This window comes from Mesorhizobium sp. IMUNJ 23033, from assembly GCF_044778005.1.
Classification (GTDB): Bacteria; Pseudomonadota; Alphaproteobacteria; order Rhizobiales; family Rhizobiaceae; genus Mesorhizobium; species Mesorhizobium amorphae_A.
Genome location: NZ_JBJACT010000002.1, coordinates 169,135 through 195,362, shown reverse-complemented (window position 1 = coordinate 195,362; position 26,228 = coordinate 169,135). Strand labels below are relative to the sequence as shown.

22 protein-coding genes and 2 pseudogenes are annotated in these 26,228 nt (G+C 63.3%); 5 read left to right on the top strand and 19 right to left on the bottom strand.

Translation table 11 applies throughout. The features are described 5' to 3' along the window. Nucleotides 1-40: 40 nt before the first annotated feature. The 9 genes and pseudogenes from fusA to ACFX5Q_RS04170 all read right to left on the bottom strand — a co-directional run. A pseudogene (gene fusA, locus ACFX5Q_RS04210) lies at nucleotides 41-937 on the bottom strand (elongation factor G); the annotation flags it as partial. A gap of 76 nt (nucleotides 938-1,013) precedes the next feature. After that, complete coding sequence (locus ACFX5Q_RS04205) at nucleotides 1,014-1,403, bottom strand: nitrile hydratase accessory protein (protein WP_404275616.1); 390 nt, start codon at nucleotides 1,401-1,403, stop codon at nucleotides 1,014-1,016. Next, nucleotides 1,390-2,049, bottom strand: coding sequence for a nitrile hydratase subunit beta (gene nthB, locus ACFX5Q_RS04200; protein ID WP_404275614.1), 660 nt, complete (start codon nucleotides 2,047-2,049; stop codon nucleotides 1,390-1,392). The genes ACFX5Q_RS04205 and nthB overlap by 14 nt, the downstream gene beginning before the upstream one ends. Continuing rightward, a complete protein-coding gene (gene nthA / locus ACFX5Q_RS04195) occupies nucleotides 2,046-2,651 on the bottom strand; it encodes a nitrile hydratase subunit alpha (RefSeq protein ID WP_404275612.1) in 606 nt (201 codons plus the stop codon). The genes nthB and nthA overlap by 4 nt, the downstream gene beginning before the upstream one ends. Before the next feature lie 61 nt (nucleotides 2,652-2,712). Beyond that, entirely contained in the window at nucleotides 2,713-5,874 is a 3,162-nt protein-coding gene (locus tag ACFX5Q_RS04190; RefSeq protein WP_404275610.1) for an efflux RND transporter permease subunit, read from the bottom strand. After that, complete coding sequence (locus tag ACFX5Q_RS04185) at nucleotides 5,871-7,154, bottom strand: efflux RND transporter periplasmic adaptor subunit (protein WP_404275608.1); 1,284 nt, start codon at nucleotides 7,152-7,154, stop codon at nucleotides 5,871-5,873. The genes ACFX5Q_RS04190 and ACFX5Q_RS04185 overlap by 4 nt, the downstream gene beginning before the upstream one ends. Before the next feature lie 318 nt (nucleotides 7,155-7,472). Then, entirely contained in the window at nucleotides 7,473-8,069 is a 597-nt protein-coding gene (locus ACFX5Q_RS04180; RefSeq protein ID WP_404275606.1) for a LysE family translocator, read from the bottom strand. Between the two features lie 119 nt (nucleotides 8,070-8,188). After that, a complete protein-coding gene (gene ilvN, locus ACFX5Q_RS04175) occupies nucleotides 8,189-8,761 on the bottom strand; it encodes an acetolactate synthase small subunit (protein WP_404275604.1) in 573 nt (190 codons plus the stop codon). An 81-nt stretch (nucleotides 8,762-8,842) separates the two neighbouring features. Beyond that, a complete protein-coding gene (locus ACFX5Q_RS04170) occupies nucleotides 8,843-10,624 on the bottom strand; it encodes an acetolactate synthase 3 large subunit (RefSeq protein ID WP_404275602.1) in 1,782 nt (593 codons plus the stop codon). Nucleotides 10,625-11,054: 430 nt separating this feature from the next. Between ACFX5Q_RS04170 and ACFX5Q_RS04165 the strand changes: the two genes are divergently transcribed. Further along, complete coding sequence (locus ACFX5Q_RS04165) at nucleotides 11,055-12,857, top strand: NAD(P)/FAD-dependent oxidoreductase (protein WP_404275599.1); 1,803 nt, start codon at nucleotides 11,055-11,057, stop codon at nucleotides 12,855-12,857. Between the two features lie 61 nt (nucleotides 12,858-12,918). Here the strand turns inward: ACFX5Q_RS04165 and ACFX5Q_RS04160 are convergent, their stop codons facing one another. The 4 genes from ACFX5Q_RS04160 to ACFX5Q_RS04145 all read right to left on the bottom strand — a co-directional run bounded on the left by ACFX5Q_RS04160 (nucleotide 12,919) and on the right by ACFX5Q_RS04145 (nucleotide 16,513). Beyond that, complete coding sequence (locus ACFX5Q_RS04160; protein ID WP_404275597.1) at nucleotides 12,919-13,770, bottom strand: PcfJ domain-containing protein; 852 nt, start codon at nucleotides 13,768-13,770, stop codon at nucleotides 12,919-12,921. 1 nt (nucleotide 13,771) lies between these two features. Next, nucleotides 13,772-14,080, bottom strand: coding sequence for a hypothetical protein (locus ACFX5Q_RS04155; RefSeq protein WP_404275595.1), 309 nt, complete (start codon nucleotides 14,078-14,080; stop codon nucleotides 13,772-13,774). Nucleotides 14,081-14,780: 700 nt separating this feature from the next. Next, complete coding sequence (locus ACFX5Q_RS04150) at nucleotides 14,781-15,365, bottom strand: HD domain-containing protein (RefSeq protein WP_404275593.1); 585 nt, start codon at nucleotides 15,363-15,365, stop codon at nucleotides 14,781-14,783. Beyond that, nucleotides 15,362-16,513, bottom strand: a complete 1,152-nt coding sequence (locus ACFX5Q_RS04145) for a gamma-butyrobetaine dioxygenase (protein ID WP_404275591.1) — start codon at nucleotides 16,511-16,513, stop codon at nucleotides 15,362-15,364. The genes ACFX5Q_RS04150 and ACFX5Q_RS04145 overlap by 4 nt, the downstream gene beginning before the upstream one ends. A 106-nt stretch (nucleotides 16,514-16,619) precedes the next feature. Here ACFX5Q_RS04145 and ACFX5Q_RS04140 point away from each other — a divergent pair, with 106 nt between their 5' ends. Further along, complete coding sequence (locus tag ACFX5Q_RS04140; protein WP_404275589.1) at nucleotides 16,620-17,501, top strand: LysR family transcriptional regulator; 882 nt, start codon at nucleotides 16,620-16,622, stop codon at nucleotides 17,499-17,501. A 2-nt stretch (nucleotides 17,502-17,503) separates the two neighbouring features. On the opposite strand, the gene ACFX5Q_RS04135 is transcribed toward ACFX5Q_RS04140, so the two are convergent. From ACFX5Q_RS04135 to ACFX5Q_RS04125, 3 genes and pseudogenes are all read right to left on the bottom strand, one after another. Next, nucleotides 17,504-18,031 (bottom strand): GNAT family N-acetyltransferase, encoded by a 528-nt coding sequence (locus tag ACFX5Q_RS04135; protein ID WP_404275587.1) that lies wholly within the window; start codon nucleotides 18,029-18,031, stop codon nucleotides 17,504-17,506. A 66-nt stretch (nucleotides 18,032-18,097) separates the two neighbouring features. Then, a pseudogene (locus tag ACFX5Q_RS04130) lies at nucleotides 18,098-18,406 on the bottom strand (hypothetical protein). 4 nt (nucleotides 18,407-18,410) lie between these two features. Then, nucleotides 18,411-18,977 (bottom strand): helix-turn-helix domain-containing protein, encoded by a 567-nt coding sequence (locus ACFX5Q_RS04125; RefSeq protein WP_404275586.1) that lies wholly within the window; start codon nucleotides 18,975-18,977, stop codon nucleotides 18,411-18,413. Between the two features lie 153 nt (nucleotides 18,978-19,130). On the opposite strand from ACFX5Q_RS04125, the gene ACFX5Q_RS04120 reads away from it, so the two are divergent. After that, complete coding sequence (locus ACFX5Q_RS04120) at nucleotides 19,131-20,966, top strand: ATP-binding protein (protein ID WP_404275584.1); 1,836 nt, start codon at nucleotides 19,131-19,133, stop codon at nucleotides 20,964-20,966. A 208-nt stretch (nucleotides 20,967-21,174) separates the two neighbouring features. Here ACFX5Q_RS04120 and ACFX5Q_RS04115 read toward each other — a convergent pair whose 3' ends face one another. Both ACFX5Q_RS04115 and miaA read right to left on the bottom strand, forming a co-directional pair. Then, nucleotides 21,175-21,966, bottom strand: a complete 792-nt coding sequence (locus tag ACFX5Q_RS04115; RefSeq protein WP_404275582.1) for a GGDEF domain-containing protein — start codon at nucleotides 21,964-21,966, stop codon at nucleotides 21,175-21,177. Between the two features lie 127 nt (nucleotides 21,967-22,093). Then, nucleotides 22,094-23,062 carry a tRNA (adenosine(37)-N6)-dimethylallyltransferase MiaA gene (gene miaA, locus ACFX5Q_RS04110; RefSeq protein WP_404275844.1) on the bottom strand — a complete coding sequence of 323 codons (969 nt, stop codon included), beginning with the start codon at nucleotides 23,060-23,062 and terminating at the stop codon, nucleotides 22,094-22,096. Between miaA and serB the strand changes: the two genes are divergently transcribed. Next, the gene (gene serB / locus ACFX5Q_RS04105) at nucleotides 23,052-23,939 is read left to right on the top strand and encodes a phosphoserine phosphatase SerB (RefSeq protein ID WP_404275581.1); all 888 of its coding nucleotides are present in this window, start codon (nucleotides 23,052-23,054) and stop codon (nucleotides 23,937-23,939) included. The two genes, miaA and serB, sit on opposite strands and share 11 nt — an antisense overlap. Further along, nucleotides 23,936-24,508: a GNAT family N-acetyltransferase gene (locus ACFX5Q_RS04100; RefSeq protein WP_404275579.1), complete on the top strand. Its 573-nt coding sequence runs from the start codon at nucleotides 23,936-23,938 to the stop codon at nucleotides 24,506-24,508. The genes serB and ACFX5Q_RS04100 overlap by 4 nt, the downstream gene beginning before the upstream one ends. 46 nt (nucleotides 24,509-24,554) lie before the next feature. On the opposite strand, the gene ACFX5Q_RS04095 is transcribed toward ACFX5Q_RS04100, so the two are convergent. After that, nucleotides 24,555-26,072, bottom strand: coding sequence for a DegQ family serine endoprotease (locus ACFX5Q_RS04095; protein ID WP_404275577.1), 1,518 nt, complete (start codon nucleotides 26,070-26,072; stop codon nucleotides 24,555-24,557). Between the last annotated feature and the right edge of the window lie 156 nt (nucleotides 26,073-26,228).

The following is a 26,228-nucleotide window of genomic DNA, read 5'->3' as shown; positions in this document are numbered from 1 at the left end:
TTCTTAGCTTGAAATTTCGGCTTCGGGTGGAAAGCGGAAGTCAGGCAATGGCCATGGCGGCCGGCGGGTCGCGGTCGTCGGGCGGCAGAGGAACGGGAGCGTATGCGGTATAGCTGGCGCTCAAGCGTGCCTGCCCCTTCGAATGCGACCGGAGTGCATCTTCCAATTTGAACATGTTTGCGAGCGGCACTATTGCGTTGACGACGACCACCACGCCGCGGGTTTCCTGACCTCGGATCTGGCCGCGGCGGCTGTGCAGTTCGGCGATGATGCTGCCGACGTAATCTTGCGGTGTCGCCACCTCGACCTTCATGATCGGCTCGAGCAGTTGCACGCCGAGGCGTGGCGCAGCTTCGCGAAGACAGGCGCGACCGGCGATCTCGAAAGCCAGAGCCGAGGAATCGGTATCGTGATGGGCGCCGTCGACCAGCGTCGCCTTGATGCCGATCATCGGGAAGCCCGCGAACGGACCCGCCGACAGGACGGTGAGCAGCCCCTTTTCGACGCCCGCAGCGTATTCGCTGGGAAGCGCATCACCGACAATTTTGGACTCGAACATGAAGTCCGCGCTGTCCGGGTTCGGCTCGAACATGATCTTGACGCGGGCGAACTGGCCGGTGCCGCCGGACTGTCTCTTATGCGTGAAGTCCTGCTCGTGCGTACGAGTGATCGTCTCGCGATAGGCCACTTGTGGAGAACCGACATTCACGCCGACCTCAAACTCGTGGCGCAGGCGGTCTATGATGATGTCGAGATCGAGTTCGTCCATGAAGGCGATAATCGTCTGGCCCGATTCCTCGTCCTGCTTGACGCGGAAGAAAGCATCCTCGTCCGCCAGCTTCGTCAACGCGATACGCAGCCGCTCCTGATCGGCCTTCGATTTCGGCTCGATCGCCATTTGCAGCAAAGGCCAGGGCGCGGCAGGCTTTTCCATCATGGCGATATGGTTGCTGGTAGCCACAATATTTACAACTACTTGCCAAGGGCGGAATCAGGACTTGGATAACAGAAGGCTAAATTGATCTTTTTGGCCTGGCTGCCCGCAGCCTACTGTCAGGGGCCGGATCGTTCTCCAGCAGGATCGGCTTGCCGTGCGGTGTCGCATGCGCGGCGCGTTCCCAGGCGGCGGCGAGTGTGTCGACATCGCTCTTACCGGCGACGCCCTTGGCCGCTAGCAGCTTTTCCAGTGCCGCCAGCCAATGCTCGTAATAATCGTGGCCGTCGCTTGCAGCGTCCGGCTTCTTCACTTCGGCGGACAGCGCGTCCGCCCATTCGCTCCACGAAAACAGGCCTTTTTCGTGCAGCGCCACCGTCAAGGCGAAGGCTTCGGCCTGCCACGGTTCGGCAAACACAGGCTCGTCGAAACCCGCCGGCAGGTCGGCGGCTGCTTCATGCCGGCTCAAGATAGCTCTCCCAGGCGTCGATGGAGACGGTCAGCGTCGGGTCGGCCCCCTCGCCCCAGATCTCGGCGCCGGCGAAAACCACCGTGTAGACCCATTGCGGGTTCTCGCCCTGGCCATGCGCGTTGCTGTCGGGAAAGACGAAACCATCGCGCACCGCCTCGACGGTGCCTTGCTTGCCGCGCGCATAGCGTGGCAGCCGCGTATGGCCGGCCGGATGGAAATTCTTGGTCCGCACGAGGTCGCCGGCCTTGAATCGCGCCGGCGTCGCAACCGGCCGGTCGCACGGACCGCCCCTGGCCAGCGCGGCCCGCACGTTTTCGGCCTTCAGCATCCTTTTGGGGGTTGCGGCTGGATCAATAGCCTTGCCGGCCTCAAGATCGCGCTCGCTGACAAAACCATGGCGCTTGAGCAGCACCTCCAGCGCCTTGATCCAGATCTGGTAGTAGCTCGAGGCATAATAGTCGGCTGGGTGCAGCGATTCGCGCGCATGCCGGCTTTCGTCGATATTCCAGGCGCCCATAGCGCCGGCGGTGAGCGTCACGCCAAGCGCTCGCTTCTCCCAATCCGCATGGAAACAGGGCTCGTCCCTTTCGGGTGCGACCGGCCCGAAACCCATCTGTCCGCCGAGATCCTGCGGCCCGTTCATGCCGGCTCCTTCGCCAGGCCGGTGCCGATCATCGCATCGCGGCTCACCAGTTCGGCCAGCCGCTCCTCGCTCCAGCCTTGTGTCCCTTCCGGCCGCATCGGCACCACCAGGTAGCGCAACTCGGCGGTCGAATCCCAGACGCGGATTTTTGTCCCGGCCGGCAAGGTCAGGCCGAATTCCTCCAGCACGCCGCGCGGATCGATCACCGCGCGCGAGCGATAGGGCGGCGCCTTGTACCAGACCGGCGGCAGGCCGAGCACCGACCACGGATAGCAGGAGCAGAGCGTGCAGACGACGAGATTGTGCGTCGCCTCGCTGTTGAACACCGCCTGCATGTGCTCGCCCTGCCGGCCGGTATAGCTGAGCGAGGCGATCGCCGCCGTCGCATCGCGCTTCAGCCAGGCGGCGAACTCCGGGTCGATCCAGGCCTTCGCCACCACCCTGGCGCCGTTGCGCGGGCCGACTTTTGTCTCGTAGGTGTCGACGATGATGTCGATGGCGGCCGGATCGATCAGGCCCTTCTCGGTGAGGATCGTCTCCAGCGCGCGCACCCGCGCGGCAAACGGGTCGAGTTCGTTGTCGTGGTCATGATCGTGGGACATGGCGCAAGGTTACGACCGCCCGCCTGCCTCGGCAAGCATGACGCCTTGGGCCACCGACCGCCTATTCGGCGGCTGCCTTCTGGGGTTCGATGTCCTGTTCTTCGTCGCGATCGAACAGCGAGGGCTGATCCCCGGTTTCGACCAGGTGCAACTCGGCCTTGCGCTTCGGCATGAGCCCGATCAGCCAGCCCGAGAAATTCTCCATGTAGACATAGATCACCGGTGTGACGAACAGGGTCAGCGCCTGCGAAGCGAGCAGGCCGCCGACCACAGCGACGCCCAGCGGCTGCCGCAGCTCGGCGCTGGCGCCAGTACCGAGCGCGATCGGGAACGTGCCCATCAGCGCCGCCAGCGTCGTCATCATGATCGGGCGGAAACGCATCAGGCAGGCCTTGTGGATAGACTCGGTCGCCGACATGCCTTCTCGTCGCAGTTCGAGCGCGACGTCGACCATCATGATGCCGTTCTTCTTGACGATGCCGATCAGCATCAGGATGCCGATCACCGCGATGACAGACAGATCCATGCCGGCAAAGCGCAAGGCAACAACGGCGCCCAGCACCGCCGATGGCAGGCCGGTGAGGATGGTGAGCGGGTGGATGAAGCTCTCGTACAGAATGCCGAGCACGATGTAGATGGTCAGGATCGCGCCGCCGACCAGCAGGCCCTGGTTGGCCAGCGAATCCTGGAAGGTCTTGGCCGTGCCGGCGAAGGTGGTCGAGATCGCCTTCGGCATGCCGATCTGCTCTTTGAGCGCGTTGATGCGGGTCACGCTGTCGCCGAGCGCCACGCCTTGCGGCAGATTGTAGGAGATGGTCACGGCCGGAAGCTGGCCGAGCTGGTTGACCGTCAGCGCGCCGGCCGTGCGGTCGACCCGGGCGAAGGCGCCAAGCGGAACCAGACTGCCGCTCGCCGTCCTCATCTGGATGGCCAGCATCCGCTCGGGCGACCATTCGATCTTGGGATCGAGCTCGGTGATGACTTCATAGCTGTCGGCCGAACCGAAGATTGTCGAAACCTGGTCGGTGCCGAACCCGCCATAGAGGGCTGAACGCAGCGTGTCTGTGTCGATGCCGAGCTCGGCGGCTTTGTCGCGATCCACCACCAGCGATGCCTGCAGTGCGTTGTTCTGCAGGTCGCTGGTGACGTCGGTGAAGGTCGCATGGTCGGCCGCCATCGCGTCATTCAGTTTCTGCGCCCAGATATCGGTCAGGCCGGTGTCGAGGCCCTGAACCACGAGCTGGTAGGCGCTGGCCGACGAGCGCGAACCCAGCCTCAGGTTCTGCACCGGCTGCATGTAAGTCTCGATGCCCGCCACGCCGGCCAGTTGCTTGCGCAGATCCGAAAGCACCTTCTCGATATCGGGACGCTGGTCCTTGCCCTTGAGCTGGACGAAGAGCTGCCCCTGGTTGAGCGCATTGTTGCCGCTGCCCGCTGACCACGCCACATGGTCGACATAGGGCGAATGCGAGAACACGCTGGCCACCTGCCCTTGCAGCTTCGCCATGGCATCGAAAGAGATGTCCTGGCGGGCAATGGTCGTCACCGATATCTGGCCGATATCCTCCTGCGGGAAGAAACCTTTCGGCGAGACCTGGATCAGCCACACCGACGCTGCCGCGGTTCCGACGAAGACGAGGAACACCAGGAATGTGTGCCGCAGGCAGAAGCTCAAAACCACGTCATAGCCGCGCGTGAAGAGGTCGTGCCTGTGGCCATCACCGTGCGCCTTGCGGTCGGCCTTGGTCACCGAAAGCAGCCGCGAACAAAGCATCGGCGTCAGCGTCAGCGACACGAACATCGACGCCAGGATGGCGACCGTCACTACCACAGCGAACTCGTTGAAGATGCGGCCGATCACGCCGCCCATCAGAAGCACGGGGATGAACACCGCCACCAGCGAAATCGAGATCGAGATGATGGTGAAGCCGATTTCGCGCGCGCCCTTCAGCGACGCGTCGAAGGCCGACAACCCATCCTCCTCCATATGGCGGAAGATATTTTCGAGCATGACGATGGCATCGTCGACGACGAGGCCCACCGCAAGCGTCAGGCCCATCAGCGATATGTTGTCAATGGAAAAGCCGAACAGGAACATCGCGCCAAGCGTCGCGATCAGCGAGATCGGCACCGCCACGGCCGGGATGATTGTCGCCGTCACCCGGCGCAGGAACACGAAGATCACCATCACCACCAGCGCGATGGTCAGCAGCAGCGTGAACTGGACGTCGTCGACGGCCTGACGGATCGAGGTCGAACGGTCGTTGAGCAGCTTGATCGAGGCAGCGGCCGGCATCTGGTCCTGGAAGGACGGCAGCATCGCCTTGACCTTGTCGACGACGTCGACGGTGTTGGCGTCGGGCTGGCGCTGCACCGCCATGATGATGGCGCGGGTGCCGTCATACCAGCTCGCCGTCGTCGTCGTCTCGACCGAATCGACGACCCGGGTCACCTCGCCCAGCCGTACCGGGTGACCGTTCTTGGTGGCGATGATGATGTTGGAAAACCCGGCGGCGTCGCTGAGCTGCGTGTTGGCGGTGATGGTGAGCTGCTGCTTGTTGTTCTGCAGCACGCCAAGCGGCGTGTTGCTGTTGGCCGAGGCTACCGCCGTCTGCAGCTGATCGATCGAAATGCCGCGTGCGGCAAGCGCGGTCGGATCGATCTGGATGCGCACCGCGTACTTCTGCTGGCCGTAGATCGAGACCTGCGCCACGCCGTCGATCGTCGACAGCGACGGCGAAATGACGTTTTCCGCGAAGGCATCAAGGTCGGTCATTGGAACCGTGTCGCTGACCAGCGACATCAAAAGGATCGGCGCATCGGCCGGATTGACCTTGCGGTAGCTCGGCGGCGCCGTCATCTGCGGCGGCAATGATTTCTGCGTGCGCGCGATCGCCGCCTGCACGTCCGCGGCTGCCGCGTCGATATCGCGATTGAGCACGAACTGGATGGCGATCGAGGTCTGGCCGAGCGAATTTGTGGTCGAGATCGAATCAATGCCGGCAATGGTGGCGAACTGCTTGATCAGCGGCGTCGCCAACGAAGTCGCCATGGTTTCCGGCGAGGCGCCGGCGAGTTGGGCCGACACGTTGACCACTGGAAATTCGGCGCTTGGGAGCGCTGCCACCGGCAGGAATTTGTAGGCAAACAACCCGCCCAGCACGAGGGCGAACGACATCAGAAGGGTGGCGACGGGCCTGCGAATGCAGAATTCGGAAATCATGGACGCGCCTCGCCGGCCTTGTCGGCACCACTCGCCTTGTCTGCTTGCGCCACCTTGGGAGCTGCCTGATCGCCGTTGGTCGCGGCCTTGCCTTCGTGCACGGCGGCGCCGTCCTTCAGCCTTGTCTGGCCTTCGGTGACAACCTTCTCACCGCTTTTCAGCCCCTGGCTGATGGCGCTGTTGTCGCCCTCGGTCAGCGCCACCTGGACCGGCCGCATCTCGACAGTGTTGTCCGGCTTGACCACATAGACGAATGGCCCCTTCTGACTGGGCTGCACCGCGACGGTGGGAACGGAGGTCATCTGCGGCATGATGCCGGCGTCCAGGATGACATTCACATACTGGCCCGGCCATAGCGAAAGATCGGCATTTGGTATGCTTGCCCGCGTGGCAATTGTGCCCGACGCGGTGTCGACACTGGAATCGACGAAATCGAGCGTACCCTTGCCGATCGGCGTCGGATCGCCGTCCTTGGTCAGCGTCACCGCCCCTTGCTGCGGGTTTGCAAGCGCCTTGTGCAGCAGAGCGAGGTTGCTTTCCGGCAGGGTGAAATTCACCTGCAGCGGGTCCATCTGGGTGATGGTGACGAGCGGCGTTGTGGTGCTGCTGCCATTGCTGGTGTTGACGAGATCGCCGACCGAGACATTGACGGCGCCGAGCCTGCCGGCGATCGGCGCCGAAATGGTTGCATAGCTGAGCTGAACGTTATCGGCGTCGATCGTCGCCTTGTCGGCATCGATGGTTGCGACCGCGGCTTTCTGCGCAGCGATCGCCTGATCGTAGGTCTGCTGCGTGCCGGCCTGCTTGGCAACGAGGTCCTTGGCGCGCTGGAGATCCGCAGTGGCGCTGACGAGCATCGCCTGGTCCTTGACGAGCGTCGCCTGGTCCTTGGCCAGTTGTGCCTTCAAGGCACGGTCGTCGAGCGACAGCAAAAGGTCGCCGGCCTTCACCATCTGGCCGTCCTTGACCGCGATCGCTACGATCTGGCTGGATACCCGGGCGTTGATGCTGACCACCGCCGGCGAAGACACGAAGCCGATGGCATAGCGGCGGATCGGGAAATCCGCGGTTGATGCGGTTGCTGAAACGATCGAAGCCGAACGAGCGCCATTGGCGCCGGCTGCGGGCTTGTCCGATGCCTTGGCGGTCTTGTCCGCCGCCGCCGGCTGCTTGCCCGAAATCAGCTGCTGGACCTTGCCCATGGCCGTGGGCGAAAGATAGAGACCAGCCCCCGCCAGGCAGGCCACCGCAATCACCGCAAAGAGGATTTTTCCGCGCATCGACAACAAGTCCTCTCATCCGACACGCCGATACCGGTGGTCTTGTTCCAGCTCAAATCACAGCTCCGCGCCGCGAATTCGCCGAATAGATAGGACACGCCTTTGTCGGAAAAGGGCCAAAACGCGGCATTACGAAGATTTAATGTGCACTGCACAATAACGAAGCAACTGAGCCAAGGTGTGCTGAGATTCAGGTCAGGCCGAGCCGAAAATGGTGGTTTTCGAGAACCGAAGCGGAGCGGACATTCGGGTCCGTGAGCATCGGAAGCGCAGAAAACCGCCGTTTGCAGGCCGGCATCACCTGAATATCGGCACGCCTTAGCGCAGCATCGGCCACAGCGTTGCCGCCAGCAGCACGCCCATGGCGATGTTGAACCATTTCAGCCGCATCGGGTCCGACAGGAAACCGCGCAGCGCGGTGCCGAACCCCGCCCATACCGAGACGCTCGGCAGGTTGACGACAGTGAAGGCGATTGAGATCAGCACCACCGAAAGGAACGGATGGTCGGGATTGGTGTAGACGGCCATGGCGGTGATCGCCATCACCCAGGCCTTGGGATTGACCCACTGGAACGCCGCAGCATCGATGAAACGCATCGGCCGCGCCTCTGCCTCACCCTTGCCGGTCAGCGAACGTGACATCGCGATTTTCCAGGCCAGATAGAGCAGATAGGCACCCCCGGCGATCTTCAATCCCGTATGCAACGCCGGAAATGCCGTCAGCACGGCACCCAGGCCAAGGCCGACGGCTATCAGCAGCACCAGGAAGCCGATGCTGATGCCCAGCATGTGCGGAACCGTTCTGACGATGCCGAAATTCACGCCCGACGCCAGCAGCATGAGGTTGTTCGGCCCCGGCGTGATCGAGGTCACGAGGGCATAGACCAGCAGGGCAAGAAACGCGTCGAGCGACATGATACCCTCCCAGATAAGTCAGTATTATTGTCCCTTTACATCGAGTACACAAAGGCCACCGACAGCCTTTGGCCGGGCCAGATGCTCAGGATTGCAAGCTGAACGAAGACGGCTGGGAACTACATCCCTTGCGGGCCGCGGTTCATTGCCGCCACGCCGGTGCGACAGATTTCGACCAGGCCGAGCGGCTTCATGATGGCGATGAACTGGTCGAGCTTGGAGCCCTTGCCGGTGATCTCGAAAATGAAATGCTCGGTGTTGGCGTCGATGACGCTGGCGCGGAAGGCGTCGGCGAGCCGGAGCGCCTCGACCCGGGAAACGCCGGTGCCGGCAACCTTGACCAGCGCCAGCTCTCGCTCCAGCGGCCGCTCCTGGCCAAGCTCATGCGAGCGCACGGTGAGATCGACGACGCGGTGCACCGGCACGATGCGCTCGAGCTGGTGCTTGATCTGCTCCAGCACATGCGGCGTGCCGCGCGTCACGATGGTGATGCGCGACAGATGCTTTTCGTGCTCGGTCTCGGAAACGGTGAGGCTCTCGATGTTGTAGCCACGCCCGGAAAAAAGACCAATGACCCGGGCAAGCACGCCCGGCTCGTTGTCGACCAGCACGGAAAGCGTGTGGTTCTCAGGCTTTTCCGTTTCCTTGGCGATGAAATAGGCGGAGCCGGTCGGCTGTAGCTGTGCGTTCATGACATGAATCTCGATTTCAGACTTTTGAGCTAATTCTCTGTTTCCGCACGGCTTCTTCCGACAGCCCTGCCTCGGCTGATGTCACACCAGTTCCCTACCCTTGGCGTCGATGGCGTTGGCCACCGCCTCGTCGGTCGCCTCGTCCGGCAGGAGCATCTCGTTATGCGCCTTGCCCGACGGGATCATCGGGAAGCAGTTGGCTAAAGTCGCGACGCGGCAGTCGAACAGCACCGGCTTCTTCACCGAGATCATCTCCTTGATCGCGTCGTCCAGCTCGTCCGGCTTGTCGCAGCGAATGCCGTGGCCGCCATAGGCCTCGGCCAGCTTGACGAAGTCGGGCATCGCCTCGGTGTAGGAATGCGACAGCCGGTTGCCGTGCAGCAGCTGCTGCCACTGCCGCACCATGCCCATATACTGGTTGTTGAGGATGAAGATCTTGATCGGCGCATTGTACTGCACCGCCGTGCTCATCTCCTGCATCGTCATCTGCACCGAGGCGTCTCCGGCGATGTCGATGACCAGCGCATTGGGATGCGCGATCTGCACGCCGAGCGCGGCCGGCAGGCCGTAGCCCATCGTGCCCAGCCCACCGGAGGTCATCCAGCGGTTCGGCTTCTCGAAATGATAGTGCTGCGCGGCCCACATCTGGTGCTGGCCGACCTCGGTGGTGATGTAGGTGTCCATGTCCTTGGTCAGCGCATAGAGCCGCTGGATTGCATATTGCGGCATGATCACGTCGTGGTTCATCTTGTAGGCGAGTGAGTCCCGTGCGCGCCATTTGGCGATCTGCTCCCACCAGGGGTGCAGCGCCTTCTTGTCGGCCTTGGCGCTGGCTCGCCACAGCCGCACCAGATCCTCCAGCACCCGGCCGACATCGCCGATGATCGGCACGTCGGTGTGGACGTTCTTGTTGATCGACGATGGATCGATGTCGATGTGGATCTTCTTAGAATTCGGCGAAAACGCGTTGAGCCGCCCGGTGATGCGGTCGTCGAAGCGCGCGCCGATGCAGATCATCACGTCGCAATCATGCATGGCCATGTTGGCTTCGTAGGTGCCGTGCATGCCGAGCATGCCGACCCAGTTCTTGCCGGAAGCCGGATAGGCGCCGAGGCCCATCAGCGTCGAGGTGATGGGAAAACCGGTCAGGTCGACCAGTTCGCGCAGCAGATGGCTGGCCTCGGAGCCGGAGTTGATGACGCCGCCGCCCGAATAGATGATCGGCCTCTTGGCACCGGCCATCAGGTCGACCGCTGCCTTGACCTTGTCGAGGTCGCCCTGGACCTTCGGCTGGTAGCTGGTGCGCGGCGCCGTCTGCGGCGGCACATACATGCCCTTGGCGAACTGCACGTCCTTGGGGATGTCGACCACGACCGGGCCGGGACGCCCGGTGGTCGCGACATGGAAGGCCTCGTGGATGGTCGCGGCCAGTTCGTTGACGTCCTTCACCAGCCAGTTGTGCTTGGTGCAGGGGCGCGTGATGCCGACCGTGTCGCACTCCTGAAAGGCGTCGGAGCCGATCAGCGAGGTCGGCACCTGCCCGGTCAGGCAGACCAGCGGGATCGAATCCATCAGCGCATCCTGCAGCGGCGTCACCGCATTGGTGGCGCCAGGTCCCGAGGTCACCAGCATGACGCCTGCCTTGCCTGTCGAGCGCGCATAGCCTTCCGCCGCATGGCCCGCGCCCTGCTCATGGCGCACCAGGATGTGCTCGACCTCGTCCTGCTGGAAGATTTCATCGTAGATCGGGAGAACGGCGCCGCCCGGATAGCCAAAGACATGCTTGACGCCATTGTCCTTCAGCGCCTGCACTACCATTTCGGCGCCCGTCATTTCGCGCCGCTCACTCTGTCCATTGCTCATCGGTCTGGTCCCGTACTGTCCGCCATCTGGCGATTGCTGGTCGTTTAGTCGTGTTTCGGGCAATAAAAAAGGCCCCCGAGGGAGCCTGTGTGTTGCGCATGGGAGGTTTTCGCCCGGCGGTTACACCGCCTTGCCCACGCGCTTTCCTACGAGAATGAGTGCCGTTTTCATGGTCGCGGACAATAGAATTGGTTTTGCGCCGCTGTCAACGGCGAATGTGAATGCATCAACCTGATGAAACGGGTTGGCCGTCCTGTTTGAGAACCGGCAGAGGCTATGACGGGCGAATACCCGCTAAACCGCTGAAAACGCGCCAAACTATTGGAGGGCGTGACGCGATGGCGGTTTTGGCGAAATACTTTCGCCGCGCCGGACAATGCCCCCGCCACGCGCTCACCCAAGAAGCGATCCCAAGACCCGGAGGAAACTGATGCTGGAAAAGGCCCCGAACAAGAAACTTGCCGACCTGCTCGACAAATTCGGCAAGGCTCTCGCCGCCGGCGATATCGACAAGGCAGTCACCTGTTTTCAGGACGACTGCTACTGGCGCGATCTCGTCACCTTCACTTGGAACATCAAAACCATGGAAGGCCGCGACCAGGTGCGCGACATGCTGGTCAGCCAGCTGGCGAAAACGAAACCTTCGAACTGGGCGATCGCCGAAGGCGAGGACGCCACCGAAAGCGACGGGTTGCTCGAAGGCTGGATCAGCTTCGAAACGGAAGTGGCGCGCGGCTTCGGCCATATCAGACTGAAGGACGGCAAGATCTGGACGCTGCTCACCACCATGGTCGAGTTGAAGGGCCACGAGGAGCCGGCGGGCTTCGCCCGGCCGATGGGCGCCAAGCATGGCCATGGCAAGAACCGCCCGACCTGGAAGGAAGAGCGCGAGAAGGAAGCCGCCGAACTCGGCTTCAAGACGCAGCCGCACACGCTGATCATCGGCGGCGGCCAGGGCGGCATCGCGCTCGGCGCGCGGCTGCGACAGCTCGGCGTGCCGACCATCATCGTCGAGAAGAACGAGCGCGCCGGCGACAGCTGGCGCAAGCGCTACAAGTCGCTCTGCCTGCACGACCCGGTCTGGTACGACCATCTGCCCTACATGGATTTTCCGAAGAACTGGCCGGTCTTCTCACCCAAGGACAAGATTGGCGATTGGCTGGAAATGTACACCAAGGTCATGGAGCTGAACTACTGGTCCTCGACCGAGGCCAAGAGCGCTACCTATGACGACAAGAAGAAGGAATGGACCGTCATCGTCCACCGCGACGGCAAGGACATCACGCTGAAGCCGAAGCAGCTGGTGCTGGCCACGGGACAATCCGGCAAGGCCAATATGCCGAAATTCAACGGCATGGACAGCTTCAAGGGCGATCAGCACCATTCCTCGCAGCACCCCGGCCCCGATGCCTATGCCGGCAAGCGCGCCGTCGTCATCGGCTCGAACAATTCAGCCCACGACATCGCCGCGGCCCTTTGGGAGGCCGGCGCCGATGTTACCATGGTGCAGCGCTCGACCACCCATATCTCCAGATCCGACACGCTGATGGAAATCGGGCTGGGGGCGCTTTACTCGGAAAAGGCCGTGCAAGGAGGCATGACCACGGCCAAGGCAGACCTCATCTTTGCCTCGCTGCCCTACAAGATCCTGCATGAATTCCAGATCCCGGCCTACGCCGAGATGAAGAAGCGCGATGCCGAATTCTACAAGGGCCTGGAAAAGGCCGGCTTCATGCTCGACTGGGGCGATGACGAGTCCGGCCTGTTCATGAAGTACCTCAGGCGCGGCTCCGGCTACTATATCGACGTCGGCGCGTCCGACCTGATCATCGACGGTTCGATCAAGCTGAAAAGCGGCGCCGAGGTGAAGGAGATCAAGGAACATTCGGTCCTGCTCAGCGACGGATCGGAACTGCCGGCTGACCTCATCGTCTACGCCACCGGCTACGGCTCGATGAACGGCTGGGCGGCCGACCTCATTTCCCGAGAGGTCGCCGACAAGGTCGGCAAATGCTGGGGTCTCGGCTCCAGCACCACCAAGGACCCGGGCCCCTGGGAAGGCGAATTGCGCAACATGTGGAAGCCGACACAGCAGGAAGCGCTCTGGTTCCACGGCGGCAACCTGCATCAGTCGCGCCACTATTCGCAGTTCCTGTCGCTGCAGCTGAAGGCGCGGCATGAAGGCATCCCGACGCCGGTCTACGGGTTGCAGCAGGCGCACCACAAGGGATAATCCGCCATCCACAAAGAAGACATGACCCGCGCGGCGTTCTCCGCCGCGCGGATCTTCCGTTTCAGGCCTTGAGCACCACGCCCCTGGCCTTGGCCCAGCGCTCGACGATCTTACGCTCCTCCGGCGAAGCGACGCGATTGCCGAAACCGCGCACCTGCACCGCACGGTTTTGCGGGTCGAGCTCGATCGTCAGCAGCCGCTCGATCTTGCCGAGCGCCGTGCGCCGCAGCACCCAGATCGACGCGTAGCCGGCGATGCATTTGGCCGCGTACATCGAGACGCAGTGATGCATCGCCCGGCTCTCGGCAACCAGGTCCTCGGCCGTCTTCAGCTGGCGAACGAAGAAGCGCTCGCCATGCGCCTTCGCCTCCTTGGCCGACGGCCGCCACTCCCAGTCCTCGAGACGCGAGCCGTCCCAGGCACGGCTCTTCGACTGCGGTCCGGCAGTAGGTGGACCCCGCCCAGCGGCGCGGCGTCGCATTGCCTCGATGCGTTCGATGGCGGCAATGTCGCGATGCCATTCCAGCATCTGCCGGCGCAGCGAGGCGAGCGTGCGGCCCTTCAGGCTGTACGCCGCGTCGCGCTGGTGCATGGCGCCGATGTAATCGCAGAGATCGTCGATCTCCTCCTTCGAGGCAGGATGCCCGCAGAAGAACCGCGTCACCTCACGCGAGAAGGCCAGCTCGCCGCGCGGCGTGCGGGCGATCTTCGTGCGCGCAAGACGAGCGGCCAGTCCGGGATCATCCGTGTAGGACCGCGCGATCGCCAACCAGAACGCCTCGTCGAACGTGAAATCGCCGGCCACGTTCAGGAAGCAATGCACCTCCTTGCGCGACAGCCACGCATTGGCGCCCGCCTTGTACAGCGAGTCGCCACGCCCGACCGCGATATACCAGGCCTTGCGGAGCGCCACCTCATTGGCATCCAGCCCCGAAGCGTCGAGCCAGATGGCCTCGAGCGCGACTGAGACCGGGTAGCGCGCATAGAGATGACGCGCCGCGGCCAGCCCTCAAACGCGCGCGGTCGCGCGTCTTCAGCTTCGGACGCCACAGCGCGCCGTCGCGGATCGCGACGCCGGCAAAGCCCCGGCGTGCCTCATCAAGCGCCCGCTCGAAATCCGGAGCGGGACGCGGGACGTGGGAAACCCGCCGCAGCGTTGCGGCATATGCTTCAATGCGTTCGCGCTCGGCGTCCTGCCTGCGCTGGATCATGGACTTTGCCATGGCCGTTCTTCCTGATTGGAACCCTGTCAGCCGCACGCAATTCCAGCGTCGGCACGGACTGTGTCGATCTGGATTGCCGGGACATTGACAGGTCTCCTTTCAGGAAGACGGGGTTAGGAATGGGCGGCGTCTCTACGCCCACGACGAGCTCGGCGCAAGACCTATTCTTCAATGATTACAATGGTCTGGCGAGGTGTTGCAAAGCCGCATCTCAGCCCTTCGGGCAGCCGCTATTGTCGGCAGGGAGCTCTCTGCTCCCACCGTTTTGAACGTCGCTGCATCGCGAACCAGACGACAGCCACGCGTCGCAGCGCGGCGGTCCTCAGATTGTCAGGAAGTGGGGAACCCGCTGTGGCGCGAGTCAGCCGACTGACTGCCGCGGAGGCGCAAAACGCGTGAACAAGATCTCATCGTCGCCTCCATCAAAAGCGTGGTTGACACGGTGCGGCAATGAAAGGAGAGCCGCATGTCGGAGGCGGCTAGTATAACGGAATGGCGCGGCAGCAAGATGGCGAACGTGCCTGGTATCGATGGGTTCGAACGCAGCGGCGAGCCGGCCGGGCTCGCGGCGGGAAGGCAGCGAGGCAAGAGCGCTTGCGGCAGGCAGGTGCTCGCGACAGTCATCCGGCCGGGATGCAGTCACCACGCTTTCGCCGTCGAAGCAAAAACACATGGGCCGTCTCCGCCTGTGAGGGTTGCGTCAGGCGCGATCACGAAACTCGCGAACGACGCGCTGCAGCAGCGGCACGTAGTCGCGAAAAGTCCGCGTCTTCATGTTGGCGACCTTGCCGCCCTCGTCCCAGATGCGGACGCGTACCGCTTCTTCGTGGAACGGGTTCTTGCGAAACTCCGCCACCTCTTCGGTGCTCATGGGGCCGCCCTGCAACGACAGCGTATGAACCGAGGCCTGCGAGAGTCTGCCGAAATAGGTCGGGTCGGTGGCACACAGATAGCGCTTGGCCGAGACGTGCAGCCTGACGCATTCGACGATCACCGGCGGGAAGAACGGCGCAAGCACTTCGCCGCCGGCCTCGTCATGGTGCTTGTCCTCGACATCGTCGGGTGAGTAGGTGCCGAATTCGCTCGTATAGTGGCCGATATCGTGCAGCAGCGCGGCCGCCACCAGGACGTCGGGCGCGCCGTCCTGCTCGGCGAGCCAGGCCCCCTGCAGCATATGCTCGGACATCGTCACCGGCTCGCCGAGATAGGATTCGGCGCCCCGGCGTTTAAAAATGTCAGCGATGAACTCGACGATGTTGTCCGCGTTCAGGTCCTGGCCGCTCATTCCGCCGCCTCCCTGAAACCGTGCTCGATCGCCGCGAGCGTCGACAGCAGGCCGTCCTTGTCGGCGTAGCAGCCTTGCAGCCAGCGCTTGCCGGTTCCGGAAAACGCCTTGCGCGCATGCATGACCCGGGTGTTGTCGACGATGAAGGCCTGCCCGGCTTCGAGTTTGAACGTCACTTCGAAACGGGGATCCTCGATCAGTTCGGCGAACCGGCGATAGGCCGCATAGTATTTGCCCATCTCGGCGAAGGGCACGTCGATCGTAGGCGCCAGCGAGCGGTTGTTGAAACGAATGCAGATGAGTTCGCCATCCGGCCCAAGCTCGATCATCGGCCGCTTGGCCTGCAGCCGCACGCCCGACGAGCCGGCATATTCGAAGCGCGCCGGATAGGAGCTCAGCAGACGGAACCCTTCCGGGTTCTCGGTCTGCAGTGCCTCGGCGACCGCGAAGCCGTCGACGACGCTGGACTCGCCGCCATCCACCGTATTCTCGATGCAGGACAGGATCTGCAGCGTCGGCACCGGATCGCGATAGGGATTGTCGGTGTGCGCCTGCAGGCCGAGATTGGTGTAAGCGAGGTTGCTCGGATTGACCTCGGCGCGCACCTCGAACCAGCGCCCGTAATTGGTTTCCCTGATATAGCCGAACAGGTCGGACACCTTGCAAAGCGCGCCGGATTCGGCCGGCAGGCCATCCATCACCGCAAAACCGAAGCGCCTCACAGCCGAGAGCCATTCGCGCAGCGTTTGGCGATCATGACTGGCGGCGGCGTAGCCGGCGCGCGGCACCGATTTCTGCATCGTCGCCCTGGTCCAGCGCTCGACCGCATCGCTCGTCCAGCCCCCTTTGCGCAACTCGACACGGTCGTAGGCGTGCGCGCCAAGCCATTCCGCTGGAAAGCTGACCGTCTTTCCTTCCGGCATAAAGGTAAGCTCCAGGGCACCGGGCTTGATCAGGGCCGCGCCGATGCGCGTATCGGCGGGAACGTCGAGAATAGTGATCAGCCGTTGGCCGTTGCCGGCGCTGCGCGTCTTGTCGTCGAGCGCATTGTCGCGCAGCCACATTGCGTGAAAGCGGGCGCGCGTCCCATTCTCCCAGCCAAGTTCGATCGTTCTTCCTTCGTCGCCGATAAGCGCGTGGGTCAGCATGGAGATCCGTTCCTGTTGCCTTGGTCCGCAGGGTTCGATTGCATGCTGGCCGTCCGACAGGCATAATTCAAATTATGATTTTTCGGCCAATGACCAAAGAGAGCTAATGCCTCGAATTCCGGCTTTACCCCCTCTCGATTGGCTGCGCAGTTTCGAGGCGGCGGCGCGGCTGTCGAATTTCACGGCTGCGGCGACCGAGCTTGGCCTGACACAGGCGGCCGTCAGCCAGCACATCCGGTCTCTCGAGGAACGGTTGAAGGTCCGGCTGTTTTCGAGGCTCGCCCGCGGCGTCGCGCTTTCGCCGGAGGGCGCTGCTTACCTGCCTCACATCCAGTCGGCATTCGCCACTATTCGAAACAGCACCACGGAATTGTTCGAGCCGCGCGCCATACAGACCGTCACCGTCCGGGTGCCGATCTCCTTTGCGTTACTGGTGTTGGTGCCTTCGCTACCCGATCTCGCGAAGGCTCTTCCACAGATCCAGCTCGACATGGTGACGATCCATCGGCCGACGGATTACGATCAGCCGGGCCTGGCGCTCGACATTCGCTACGGCAACGGAGCCTTTCCCGGCCGCGAAGCCGACAGGCTGACCGTCGAGCGGCTGGTGCCGGTGGCCTCCCCGACCCTCGCCGGCAATCCCGACTGGACCTCGCTGCCTTTGCTTCTGGTCGCCGGAGCGCGTGAAATGTGGGCGGAATGGTTCGCCGCCGCCGGCGTCCCGGGACACCCGAGGCGCTCACACCGCTTCGACAGTTTCGTCGCCGCAATGGAAGCGGCCAAGACCGGCGCCGGCGTGCTGCTGGGTTCGCGGCCGCTGATCGACGCCGCGCTCGCCAGCAAACATCTGATGAGGCTTTCCGATTTCGAGCTCTCGAGCAGTTCCGGGCATTTCCTGACACGGGCGTCGGCCGCACCGTTGACACGCGCCGAACAAGACTTCCGGCAGTGGCTTTTGTCGCGCCTCGCCGGCGCGGCGCCGACCTAAGGTCAGCGACGCCCGCCGATGCGCTTCCAGTAGATGAGCGTGCCGGTCAGTCCACCATGCGGCTTCAACGCAAAGTCCGGGATTTCGCCGGCGAGCGTGAACCCGAGTTCTTCGTAAAGGCCGGAAGCGCCCTCCTCTGTCGCCGTGTCCAACACCAGCAGCGTGCGACCCATCTCGACGGCAAGATCCTCCGCGGCCCGCATCAGCCGGGTCGCCACGCCCTTGCCGCGATGGGCGAGCCGGGTCATCAGCTTGGCGATCTCGGCCCGGTGCGGCTGGTTGGGAGGATAGTCGAGCAGCAAGGTGACGGTGCCGACCAGAGCCTCGCCATCCCACGCGCCCAGCACAACCCTTTCACCGCGCGCTGCTGCATCCAACGACTGGCCCCAGAATGCCTCCGCCGCTTCTCGCGCCAGCGGATGCATGAAGCTGACCGATCCGCCGGCAGCAACTGTTTCGACCAGCAGGTCGGCCAGCATTTTCTCGGTTTCCGCATCGTGGCTCAAAACCTTGATTTCGATGGAACTCATGCTTTGCCGTGTGTCCTTTGAAGCAGTGATTATCGGTGGTGCGGCGGGAGCAGTTAGAGGTCGGCGTCATTCGAAGTGGTTGAAGCGCCTTCGCTTCCGCGCCCGGCGGATTTCGGCGATGCGCTCGGTGTCTTCCTCCTGCAGGTGCCGGCCGCGCTCGAGGATTTCGAGCGTGTATTCCTCATAGGTCAGGCCAAGCCGCTCGGCCCTGTCGAGCCGCATCAGCATGATTTCGCGGCTGGGTGCTTTCCAGGCTTTCGCATGGGCCGCCTGCTAGGCGAGGAAGACATAGGCGTCGCCCTTGCCCCAGGGCGGGCCGTCATAGTCGTCGAGCGGCGGCCCGCCATTGTCGGAGCGCTTGGGACGTCTCGCCACGCGATCACCCTCTGACCAGCGCAACCACATAGTCGGCTGCCTCCGGTCCCGGGGCGTGGAAGGTGCAGTCGGACGGCGCGCCGAGCGCCAGGCAGTCGCCGGGCCGCAGATCGTGCACGACGTCGCCTTCGGTGAAATCGAGCCGCCCGCCGATCAGCCAGATCTGCTGCTTGATGAAGGCGTAGGACGCCGCCGGGAAGCTGACCCTGGCGCCCGCCGGCAGCCGCACCTTGATCAGTTCGAGCGGCATGTCCGAGACCGGCGATAGGTGGCGCCGGACATAACCCGTAGCGGGGTCGCGCCACACCGGCTGCTCGCTTTCGCGCAACAGGCCGCCGCCTTGCAGTTCCGCGCGCGCAATGAGTGTGGAAAGCGTCATGCCGAAGGCGGCGGCGATGCGCACCAGCAGTGCCGCCGTCGGGCTGGTCTTGCCGCGCTCTATCGTGCTGAGCATGGCTTTGGACACGTCCGATCGTTCCGCGAGTTCCGCCAGGGACCAGTCCCGCAGCGCCCTTTCGGAGCGTATCCTTTTGCCGATGCTGGAAGAAATATCGTTCGTTATGTCGTTCATTCGTTCAATATACCGAAATCAACGGCGAGGAGAAGAGGCCGATAGATTGAATTTTCGTGCCGGCCTTAACGCCGCCTACACCATCCGACCTCACCCGGCTTTAACCCCATTTGTGTAGGGTGGACGTTGCTGGGAATGGGGATCAGACCGCTTATGTTTGTCGAACGCGAAGCCTCCGTCGGAGAACCGACCTCGCAGGAGCGCCGCCACGCGGAACAGAACGACAAGCGCATCCTGGGCAATGTCGTGCAATGCGACGGCGCGCGCGCCACCATCAGCGCCTATGCCGACGACATTGAAGGTGCGATCACCGGCCTGTGGACGGTCGGCAAGATGATCTCGATCAATCTCGGCTCCACGCGAACCGTCGGCCTTGTCTATGAAATCGGCAAGTCGGACCGCGCCTGGAGCAATGAAGGCCAGAACCCGATCGAGGTCAGCATCGAGCTCATCGGTGAAGTGCGCGATGCCACCGAGCCCGGCGCCAAGCCGGTCTTCGATCGCGGCATCACCACCTATCCTCATATCGGCGCCATCGCCCACCGCATCCGCAGCCGCGACCTGCAGGCGGTCTACGATCTCGCCGGGCGTCATTCGATCACCATCGGTACGCTGTCGCAGGACGAGGCAATCGACGCCAACATCGCCATCGACGACACGCTGGCGCGTCACTTCGCCATTGTCGGCACCACCGGCGTCGGCAAGTCGACTGCCGTCTCGCTACTCCTGCGCAAGTCGATTGCCGCGCGGCCCGATTTGCGCATTCTCATCCTCGACCCGCACAACGAGTTTGCCGCCTCGCTGCCCGAACATTGCGTCAGGGTCGATTCGAAGACGCTGGACCTGCCCTTCTGGATGTTCAGGCTCGAGGAATTCGCCGAGGTACTGTTTCGCGGCCGCGAGACGGTGGCGGAAGAAGTCGATGCCTTGCGCGATCTCATCCCCGCCGCCAAGAACCTCTATCGCAACCCTGGTTCCGGTACCTACCTGAGGCGCGGCAGCGACGCGCTGACGGCCGATACGCCGGTGCCCTACCGTATCGCCGATCTCATCAAGCAGATCGACGAGCGCATTGGTATGTTGGAAAGCAAGAACGACCGCCCCATCCTCAAATCGCTGAAGACCCGCATCGAATCGGCGGCGTCCGATCCGCGCTACCGCTTCATGTTCAACTCGCGCCTGATCGAGGACACGATCCACGAGACGATCGGCAACATCTTCCGCGTGCCGCACCACGGTCGTCCGGTCACCTGCTTCGAGATGGCCGGCATGCCGTCCGAAGTCGTCAACTCCGTCTGCTCGGTACTGGCGCGCTTGGCTTTCGACCTTGCTTTGTGGAGCGAAGGGAAGCTGCAACTGCTGCTGCTGTGCGAGGAAGCGCACCGCTACATGCCGGCCGATCCGCGCCTCGGCTTTGCGCCGACCAGGCACGCGCTGTCGCGCATCGCCAAGGAAGGCCGCAAATATGGCTGCTATCTCGGCGTCGTCACCCAGCGCCCGGGGGAACTCGATCCCACCATCCTGTCGCAATGCTCGACCTTCTTCGCCATGCGGCTCGCCAATGAGCAGGACCAGGCGATCATCCGTTCGGCGATCGCCGATTCCTCGGCCTCGACGCTCGCCTTCCTGTCATCCATGGGCCAGCGCGAGGCTATCGCCTTCGGCGAGGGCGTGGCGACGACCATGCGGCTGAAATTCGAAAAACTGCCGCAGGATCTGATCCCCGGCACGGGCAAGCGCGAGCAGGCCTCGTCGTCCGAGACCGGCGACGACGTCGATCTCGCGGCGATCGTCGAACGGCTGCGCAATGTGCCGAAACCGCAGCAGCAGATGGCGTTCGCCGAGGTCGTCGATAGCGGCCGGCAGGCCGGCGACCCCGACTATCGCAAGCCAGCCACCACAACCCCGCGCATGCAGCCGGACGACGATTTCGACCTGCGCTACGGCCTCAAGCCGTCGACCTTCGGGTTGCGCCCGCAGAACGACTGAGCCAACGGTCCTACGTCCTTTTACCAACAGATTTGAACTCAAGGCTCCGTTGGCCAGCGTGGGTAAATCCCGAAAGGGAATTCATCAGGCCGGATCGAATGACGTGGCTTTCGAGAACCCGGAGCGGAGCGGACATTTTAGTCCGTGAGCACCGGAAGCACAGAAAACGGCAGCATACGGCCAGCATCACGAATTCAATGATGGGATTTTAGGCGCAGACGCGATTGCGTCCCTGCCTCTTGGCTTCATAAAGCTGGCGGTCGGCGCGGCGGTAGAAATCCTCGGCCGTTTCCTTGCGGTCCCAGACGGCGAGGCCGACGCTGGTGGTGATCTTCAGCCGGACATTGCCCGACAGAACCGACATGTTGGCGATCGCCTTGCGGATGCGTTCGGCGAATTTGGAGAGCAGTTCGGCGTCCATGTTCGGCGTCACCACGGCGAACTCCTCGCCGCCGAGCCTCGCCACCACGTCGTGATAGCGGGTCATGCCCTTCAGGCAGCCGGCGACCGCCCTCAGCACCTCGTCGCCGACATCGTGGCCATGCGTGTCGTTGACCTGCTTGAAATGGTCGAGGTCGAGGATCATCAGCCCAACCGGCTTTTCGATGCGGCGGAATTCCTCGAGATATTCCTTCAGCGCATCGTCGAAATAGCGGCGGTTCTGCATGCCGGTCAGGCCGTCGGTCAGCGCTGCGTGCTCCAGCGTCTCCGAGCGCGCGCTGAGCGAGACGGTCATGGCGCGCAGCTTGCCCTCTTCCGTCGCCTGACCGCGGATCATCGGGTAAATGAAGAAGACGCCGAAGAACAGCGCCGTTGCCAGAAGCACGCCGGTCGCGAACAGCAATTTGTTGAGATAGACGATCTTTTCAAGGCGCGAGGCTGTATCCAGGTCGGTCGCGATGCCTTGCAGAAGACCATAGGCGTGCAGCGTCACCAGGCCGGCGGCCAGGATCACGAAAATAAACACGAAAAATGCGGATTCCGCCTTATGGAAACGCATTTGCTCCCCGTAGCAAAACAGCCCATCGGCGTTATGACATGCCGCCGCCTTACGGAGGGTTAATCGGGACAACCTGAGCGGGAAGCTCGGTTTGTTTCCAGTTTTCTAATTGCATTGGAAACGGGCATCAAACCGGGAGCGCCGCGCCGGCAGACGGATGCAATCGTTGCCATTCTGGCCCCAGCTGATGCCGAAACCACGTCGCCTGGCGCTTGGCATATTGCCGCGTGGCGATCTTGGCGCGCTCGATCGCCTCGGGAAAACCCATTTGCCCGGCCATTGCCGCCTGCAACTCGCGAACGCCGATCGCCTTCATCGCCGGGAGATCCGGATCGAGGCCGAGAGCCATCAGCCGCTTGACCTCGTCCAGCGCACCCTTGTCCAGCATCCGGTCGAACCGCGCCTCGATCCGTTCGACCAGTTCCGCCCGGTCCGGCTCGATCACCAGGAAGCGTGCGCTGTCGCGGTCGATCAGCGGCCGGCCGCGCGCCGCCTGCCATTCCGCAATGGAGCGGCCCGAGGCGTCGAGCACCTCCAGCGCCCGCACGATGCGCTGGCTGTCGGTCGGTTTCAGCTGCATTGCGACCGCCGAATCCTCGCGCAGCAGGATGCCGTGCAGCCTGGCAGCACCTTGCTCCTTAAGTTCATGGCGCCAGCGGTCGCGGATCGACTGTGGAATCTCGGGCATGTCCGAAATCCCTTCCGCAAGCGCCCTGAAGTAAAGCCCGGTGCCACCGACGAAAATCACGGGCCGCTCAGAAAACGTGCCGTCCGGTCGTTCGGAGAACGTGCCGTCGTCGATCAGCTTCGTCACGTCGCGCAGCCAGGCGCCGGTGGAATAGGCGACGGACGGATGGACATGGCCGTAGAGAAAATGCGGCACGCGGGCGAGTTCGGCGGCACTCGGGCGCGCCGTCAGCACGTCGAGCACCGAATAGCCCTGCATGGAATCCGTGTTGACGATGACGCCGCCGCTGCGTTCGGCGAGATCGAGCGCAAGCGCCGACTTGCCGCTGGCGGTTGGCCCGGCTATCAGGATCGCGTTCTTCACGCGGCCCTCGCCCGCCTGCCCACCGGAATTTTCGATGCCCCTGATCGCCACGCTTGTGTCCCATCCCGAAGGCCGCGCAGTGTCGGCCGCGCGTGCGAATATGGCCTCACGGTCGGTCGGTGCAAGCGCTGTTCATTGGCTGGCCGAAGACATCGCCTGCGATCTCGTTTTGCCCGAGCAAGCCGAAGCCGGCGAAATGACCGCCAGGCTACGCACGGCACTGGCCTCCGAACCGGTCGACATCATCGTGCAACCGGCCGACGGCAGGAGAAAGAAGATCCTGCTGGCCGACATGGATTCGACGATGATCGACCAGGAATGTATCGACGAGCTGGCCGACGAGATCGGCGTCAAGGATCGCGTCGCGGCGATCACAGCGCGGTCGATGAACGGCGAGATCGCCTTCGAGCCGGCCTTGCGCGAGCGTGTCAGTCTGCTGAAGGGTCTCGACACGGCTGTCGTCGACCGCATCATCGCCAACCGGCTGACGCTGGCTTCCGGCGGGCGCGCGCTTGTCCAGACCATGAGGGCCAACGGTGCCTGGACGGCACTCGTCTCCGGCGGCTTCGATGTCTTCACCAGTCGCATCGCCACCAAGCTCGGCTTCCAGGAAAGCCGCGCCAACCGGCTGATCGAGGAGAACGACCTCTTCACCGGGCTCGTCGCCGAGCCGATCCTTGGCCGCGCCGCCAAGGCTGAAGCGCTGCTCGAAATTGCTGCCCGTCTCGACCTGACGCCGGCCGATGCCATTGCCGTCGGTGACGGCGCCAACGACCTCGACATGATCCGCCTCGCCGGCACCGGCGTCGCCCTGCACGCCAAGCCCACCGTAGCAGCCGAGGCAAAGGTCCGCATCGATCATGCCGACCTCACCGCGCTGCTCTATCTGCAGGGCTACCGTCGGGAGGAGTTTGCCGAATGAAGCCGATGCGCACCGAGCGCCTGATCCTGCGCAATTGGGAGGATCGCGATCGCGCGCTTTTCCACCGCATCAACTCCGACGAACGCGTCATGGAGTTCTTTCCGTTTCGCCGCGACCGTACCGCAGCCGACGCCAAAATGGACGAATTCAGGGACTGGATCGCGGAGGATGGTTACGGTTTCGCCGCAGTCGAGATCGCGGCCACCGGCGAGTGCATCGGCTTTGTCGGCCTCCTCGACACCGATCATGTGCCCTCCCTGCCGGCCGGCACGATCGAGATCGGCTGGCGGCTGGCGCCCGAATTCTGGGGCAAGGGCTATGTGACCGAGGCGGCGGAGGCCTGGCTGGCCTTTGGTTTCGAAACGCTTGATCTCGAGGAGATCGTCTCCTTCGCCGTGGCCGATAACCATCGCTCTACCGCCGTCATGAAACGCCTCGGCATGAGCGCCGACCCATCAAGCGACTTCGACCATCCCAGTATTCCCGACAGCCACCCTTCGCTCAAGCGGCATGTCCTTTACCGGCTGTCGCGCCAGGACTGGCAGGCAAGGAAAAGGGCGGCCCGTTAGCCGCCCTTTTTCTTTTTCAATCAGACTATTGCTGGCTTTTCCGGACTCAATTCATCCGGATCGTCACGAACCGCAACTCACCGGTCTTCGACGCCAGCATCAAGAGCGCGTTCTTGCGGCCCTGCTCCTTCAGCGCGCCGATCCGGTCCATGACGTCCTTCGGTGTGGCAACCGATTCCTGCGCGATCTCCGTGATCACCTCGCCGGGCTGAATGCCGCGCTCGGCCGCGGCCGAATCCTTGGTGACGTCGGTTATGACGACACCCGACACGTCGGCGGCAATGCCGAATTTGGTCCGCGTCTCGTCGTTGAGCTCACCGATCGTCATGCCAAGCACGGATGCCGTCGAAACCGCAGGCGCCTTGTCGCCATTGTCCTGGTCCGTATTGCTGCCGTCCTCGCCGCTGGCCAGCTTCTCGCCGTCCTCGAGCCGGCCGAGCGTGACCTTCACGGTCTGCTCGACGCCCTTGCGCACGATGATAACGTCCACCGCCTTGCCGACCGGGCTTTCGGCGACGACGCGCGGCAGGTCGCGCATCTCGTTGATGTCCTTGCCGTCGAATTTGATGATGACGTCACCGGCCAGGATGGTGCCGTTGTCGACCGGTCCGCCCTTGATCACGCCTGCCACCAGCGCGCCCTTGGCGGTCGCCATGCCGAGGCTCTCGGCAATGTCGTCCGTCACCGGCTGGATGCGCACGCCGAGCCAGCCGCGCCGCGTCTCGCCGAACTGGCGAAGCTGATCGACGACGCCCGAGGCGAGCTGCGCGGGAATGGAGAAGCCGATGCCGATCGAGCCGCCCGACGGCGAGATGATCGCCGTGTTGATGCCGATGACCTCGCCGACGCTGTTGAACAGCGGTCCGCCGGAATTGCCGCGATTGATGGCCGCGTCGGTCTGGATGAAGTCGTCATAGGGGCCGGAATTGATGTCGCGGTTGCGCGCCGAGACGATGCCGACCGTCACCGTGCCGCCGAGGCCGAACGGATTGCCGATCGCCATCACCCAGTCGCCGACCCGCATCTTGGTGGAATCGCCGAATTTCACCGCCGTCAGCTTGTGGCCCTTCGGATCGACCTTCAGCACCGCGACGTCGGTCTTGGTGTCGGTGCCGACCAGCGTCGCCTTCAGCGTCACGCCATCTGAGAAATTCACCTCGATATCGTCGGCATCGGCGATGACGTGGTTGTTGGTCACGACGATGCCCTGCTCGGCGTCGATGACGAAGCCTGAGCCCAGCGACTGGACCTTCTGGGCGCCACCATCCTTGTCGCCGCCACGGTTCTTGAAGAAATCGTCGAAGAAATCCTGGAAGGGCGAGCCTTCGGGCAGTTGCGGCATCGGCACCGCGCCCGGTCCCTCCGAGCCTTTCACCGTCTGCGACGTCGAGATGTTGACCACGGCGCCAAGCAGCCCCTGGGCAAGGTCGGCGACCGAAGCCGGTCCGTCGGCGGCGATCGTCGGCGTGACGAAAGACGGGACCGCAAGCGAGCCGACGAGAAGCGCGGCGGCGCCGGCGACAAATGTCCGCCTCGCAGCGCGCAGAACGGTCTTGGTTGTCATCGAGGGCCTCCGGATGTTTCTGAAAAGAAGAGCGCTTTCGCAAAAACGCCGCGTTGCGTCATGTTGGCAAAAAATACGGCACGTTTGCGGCTATGACCATCGGCTGAGGATAAATCCTCCGTTACGCCGGGACTCATTTCCCCGACACCCATGACC

Coding starts and splice junctions, on each gene's coding strand:
- ACFX5Q_RS04150 (WP_404275593.1), bottom strand. CDS start 15,365: ATGAGCGGCCAGGACCTGAACGCGGACAACATCGTCGAGTTCATCGCT.
- ACFX5Q_RS04120 (WP_404275584.1), top strand. CDS start 19,131: ATGTTTGTCGAACGCGAAGCCTCCGTCGGAGAACCGACCTCGCAGGAG.
- nthA (WP_404275612.1), bottom strand. CDS start 2,651: ATGTCCCACGATCATGACCACGACAACGAACTCGACCCGTTTGCCGCG.
- nthB (WP_404275614.1), bottom strand. CDS start 2,049: ATGAACGGGCCGCAGGATCTCGGCGGACAGATGGGTTTCGGGCCGGTC.
- ACFX5Q_RS04125 (WP_404275586.1), bottom strand. CDS start 18,977: ATGAACGACATAACGAACGATATTTCTTCCAGCATCGGCAAAAGGATA.
- ACFX5Q_RS04145 (WP_404275591.1), bottom strand. CDS start 16,513: ATGCTGACCCACGCGCTTATCGGCGACGAAGGAAGAACGATCGAACTT.
- ilvN (WP_404275604.1), bottom strand. CDS start 8,761: ATGAACGCACAGCTACAGCCGACCGGCTCCGCCTATTTCATCGCCAAG.
- ACFX5Q_RS04140 (WP_404275589.1), top strand. CDS start 16,620: ATGCCTCGAATTCCGGCTTTACCCCCTCTCGATTGGCTGCGCAGTTTC.
- ACFX5Q_RS04155 (WP_404275595.1), bottom strand. CDS start 14,080: ATGGCAAAGTCCATGATCCAGCGCAGGCAGGACGCCGAGCGCGAACGC.
- ACFX5Q_RS04185 (WP_404275608.1), bottom strand. CDS start 7,154: ATGCGCGGAAAAATCCTCTTTGCGGTGATTGCGGTGGCCTGCCTGGCG.
- ACFX5Q_RS04170 (WP_404275602.1), bottom strand. CDS start 10,624: ATGAGCAATGGACAGAGTGAGCGGCGCGAAATGACGGGCGCCGAAATG.
- ACFX5Q_RS04115 (WP_404275582.1), bottom strand. CDS start 21,966: ATGCGTTTCCATAAGGCGGAATCCGCATTTTTCGTGTTTATTTTCGTG.
- ACFX5Q_RS04165 (WP_404275599.1), top strand. CDS start 11,055: ATGCTGGAAAAGGCCCCGAACAAGAAACTTGCCGACCTGCTCGACAAA.
- ACFX5Q_RS04095 (WP_404275577.1), bottom strand. CDS start 26,072: ATGACAACCAAGACCGTTCTGCGCGCTGCGAGGCGGACATTTGTCGCC.
- serB (WP_404275581.1), top strand. CDS start 23,052: ATGCCCCTGATCGCCACGCTTGTGTCCCATCCCGAAGGCCGCGCAGTG.
- ACFX5Q_RS04190 (WP_404275610.1), bottom strand. CDS start 5,874: ATGATTTCCGAATTCTGCATTCGCAGGCCCGTCGCCACCCTTCTGATG.
- ACFX5Q_RS04100 (WP_404275579.1), top strand. CDS start 23,936: ATGAAGCCGATGCGCACCGAGCGCCTGATCCTGCGCAATTGGGAGGAT.
- ACFX5Q_RS04135 (WP_404275587.1), bottom strand. CDS start 18,031: ATGAGTTCCATCGAAATCAAGGTTTTGAGCCACGATGCGGAAACCGAG.
- ACFX5Q_RS04180 (WP_404275606.1), bottom strand. CDS start 8,069: ATGTCGCTCGACGCGTTTCTTGCCCTGCTGGTCTATGCCCTCGTGACC.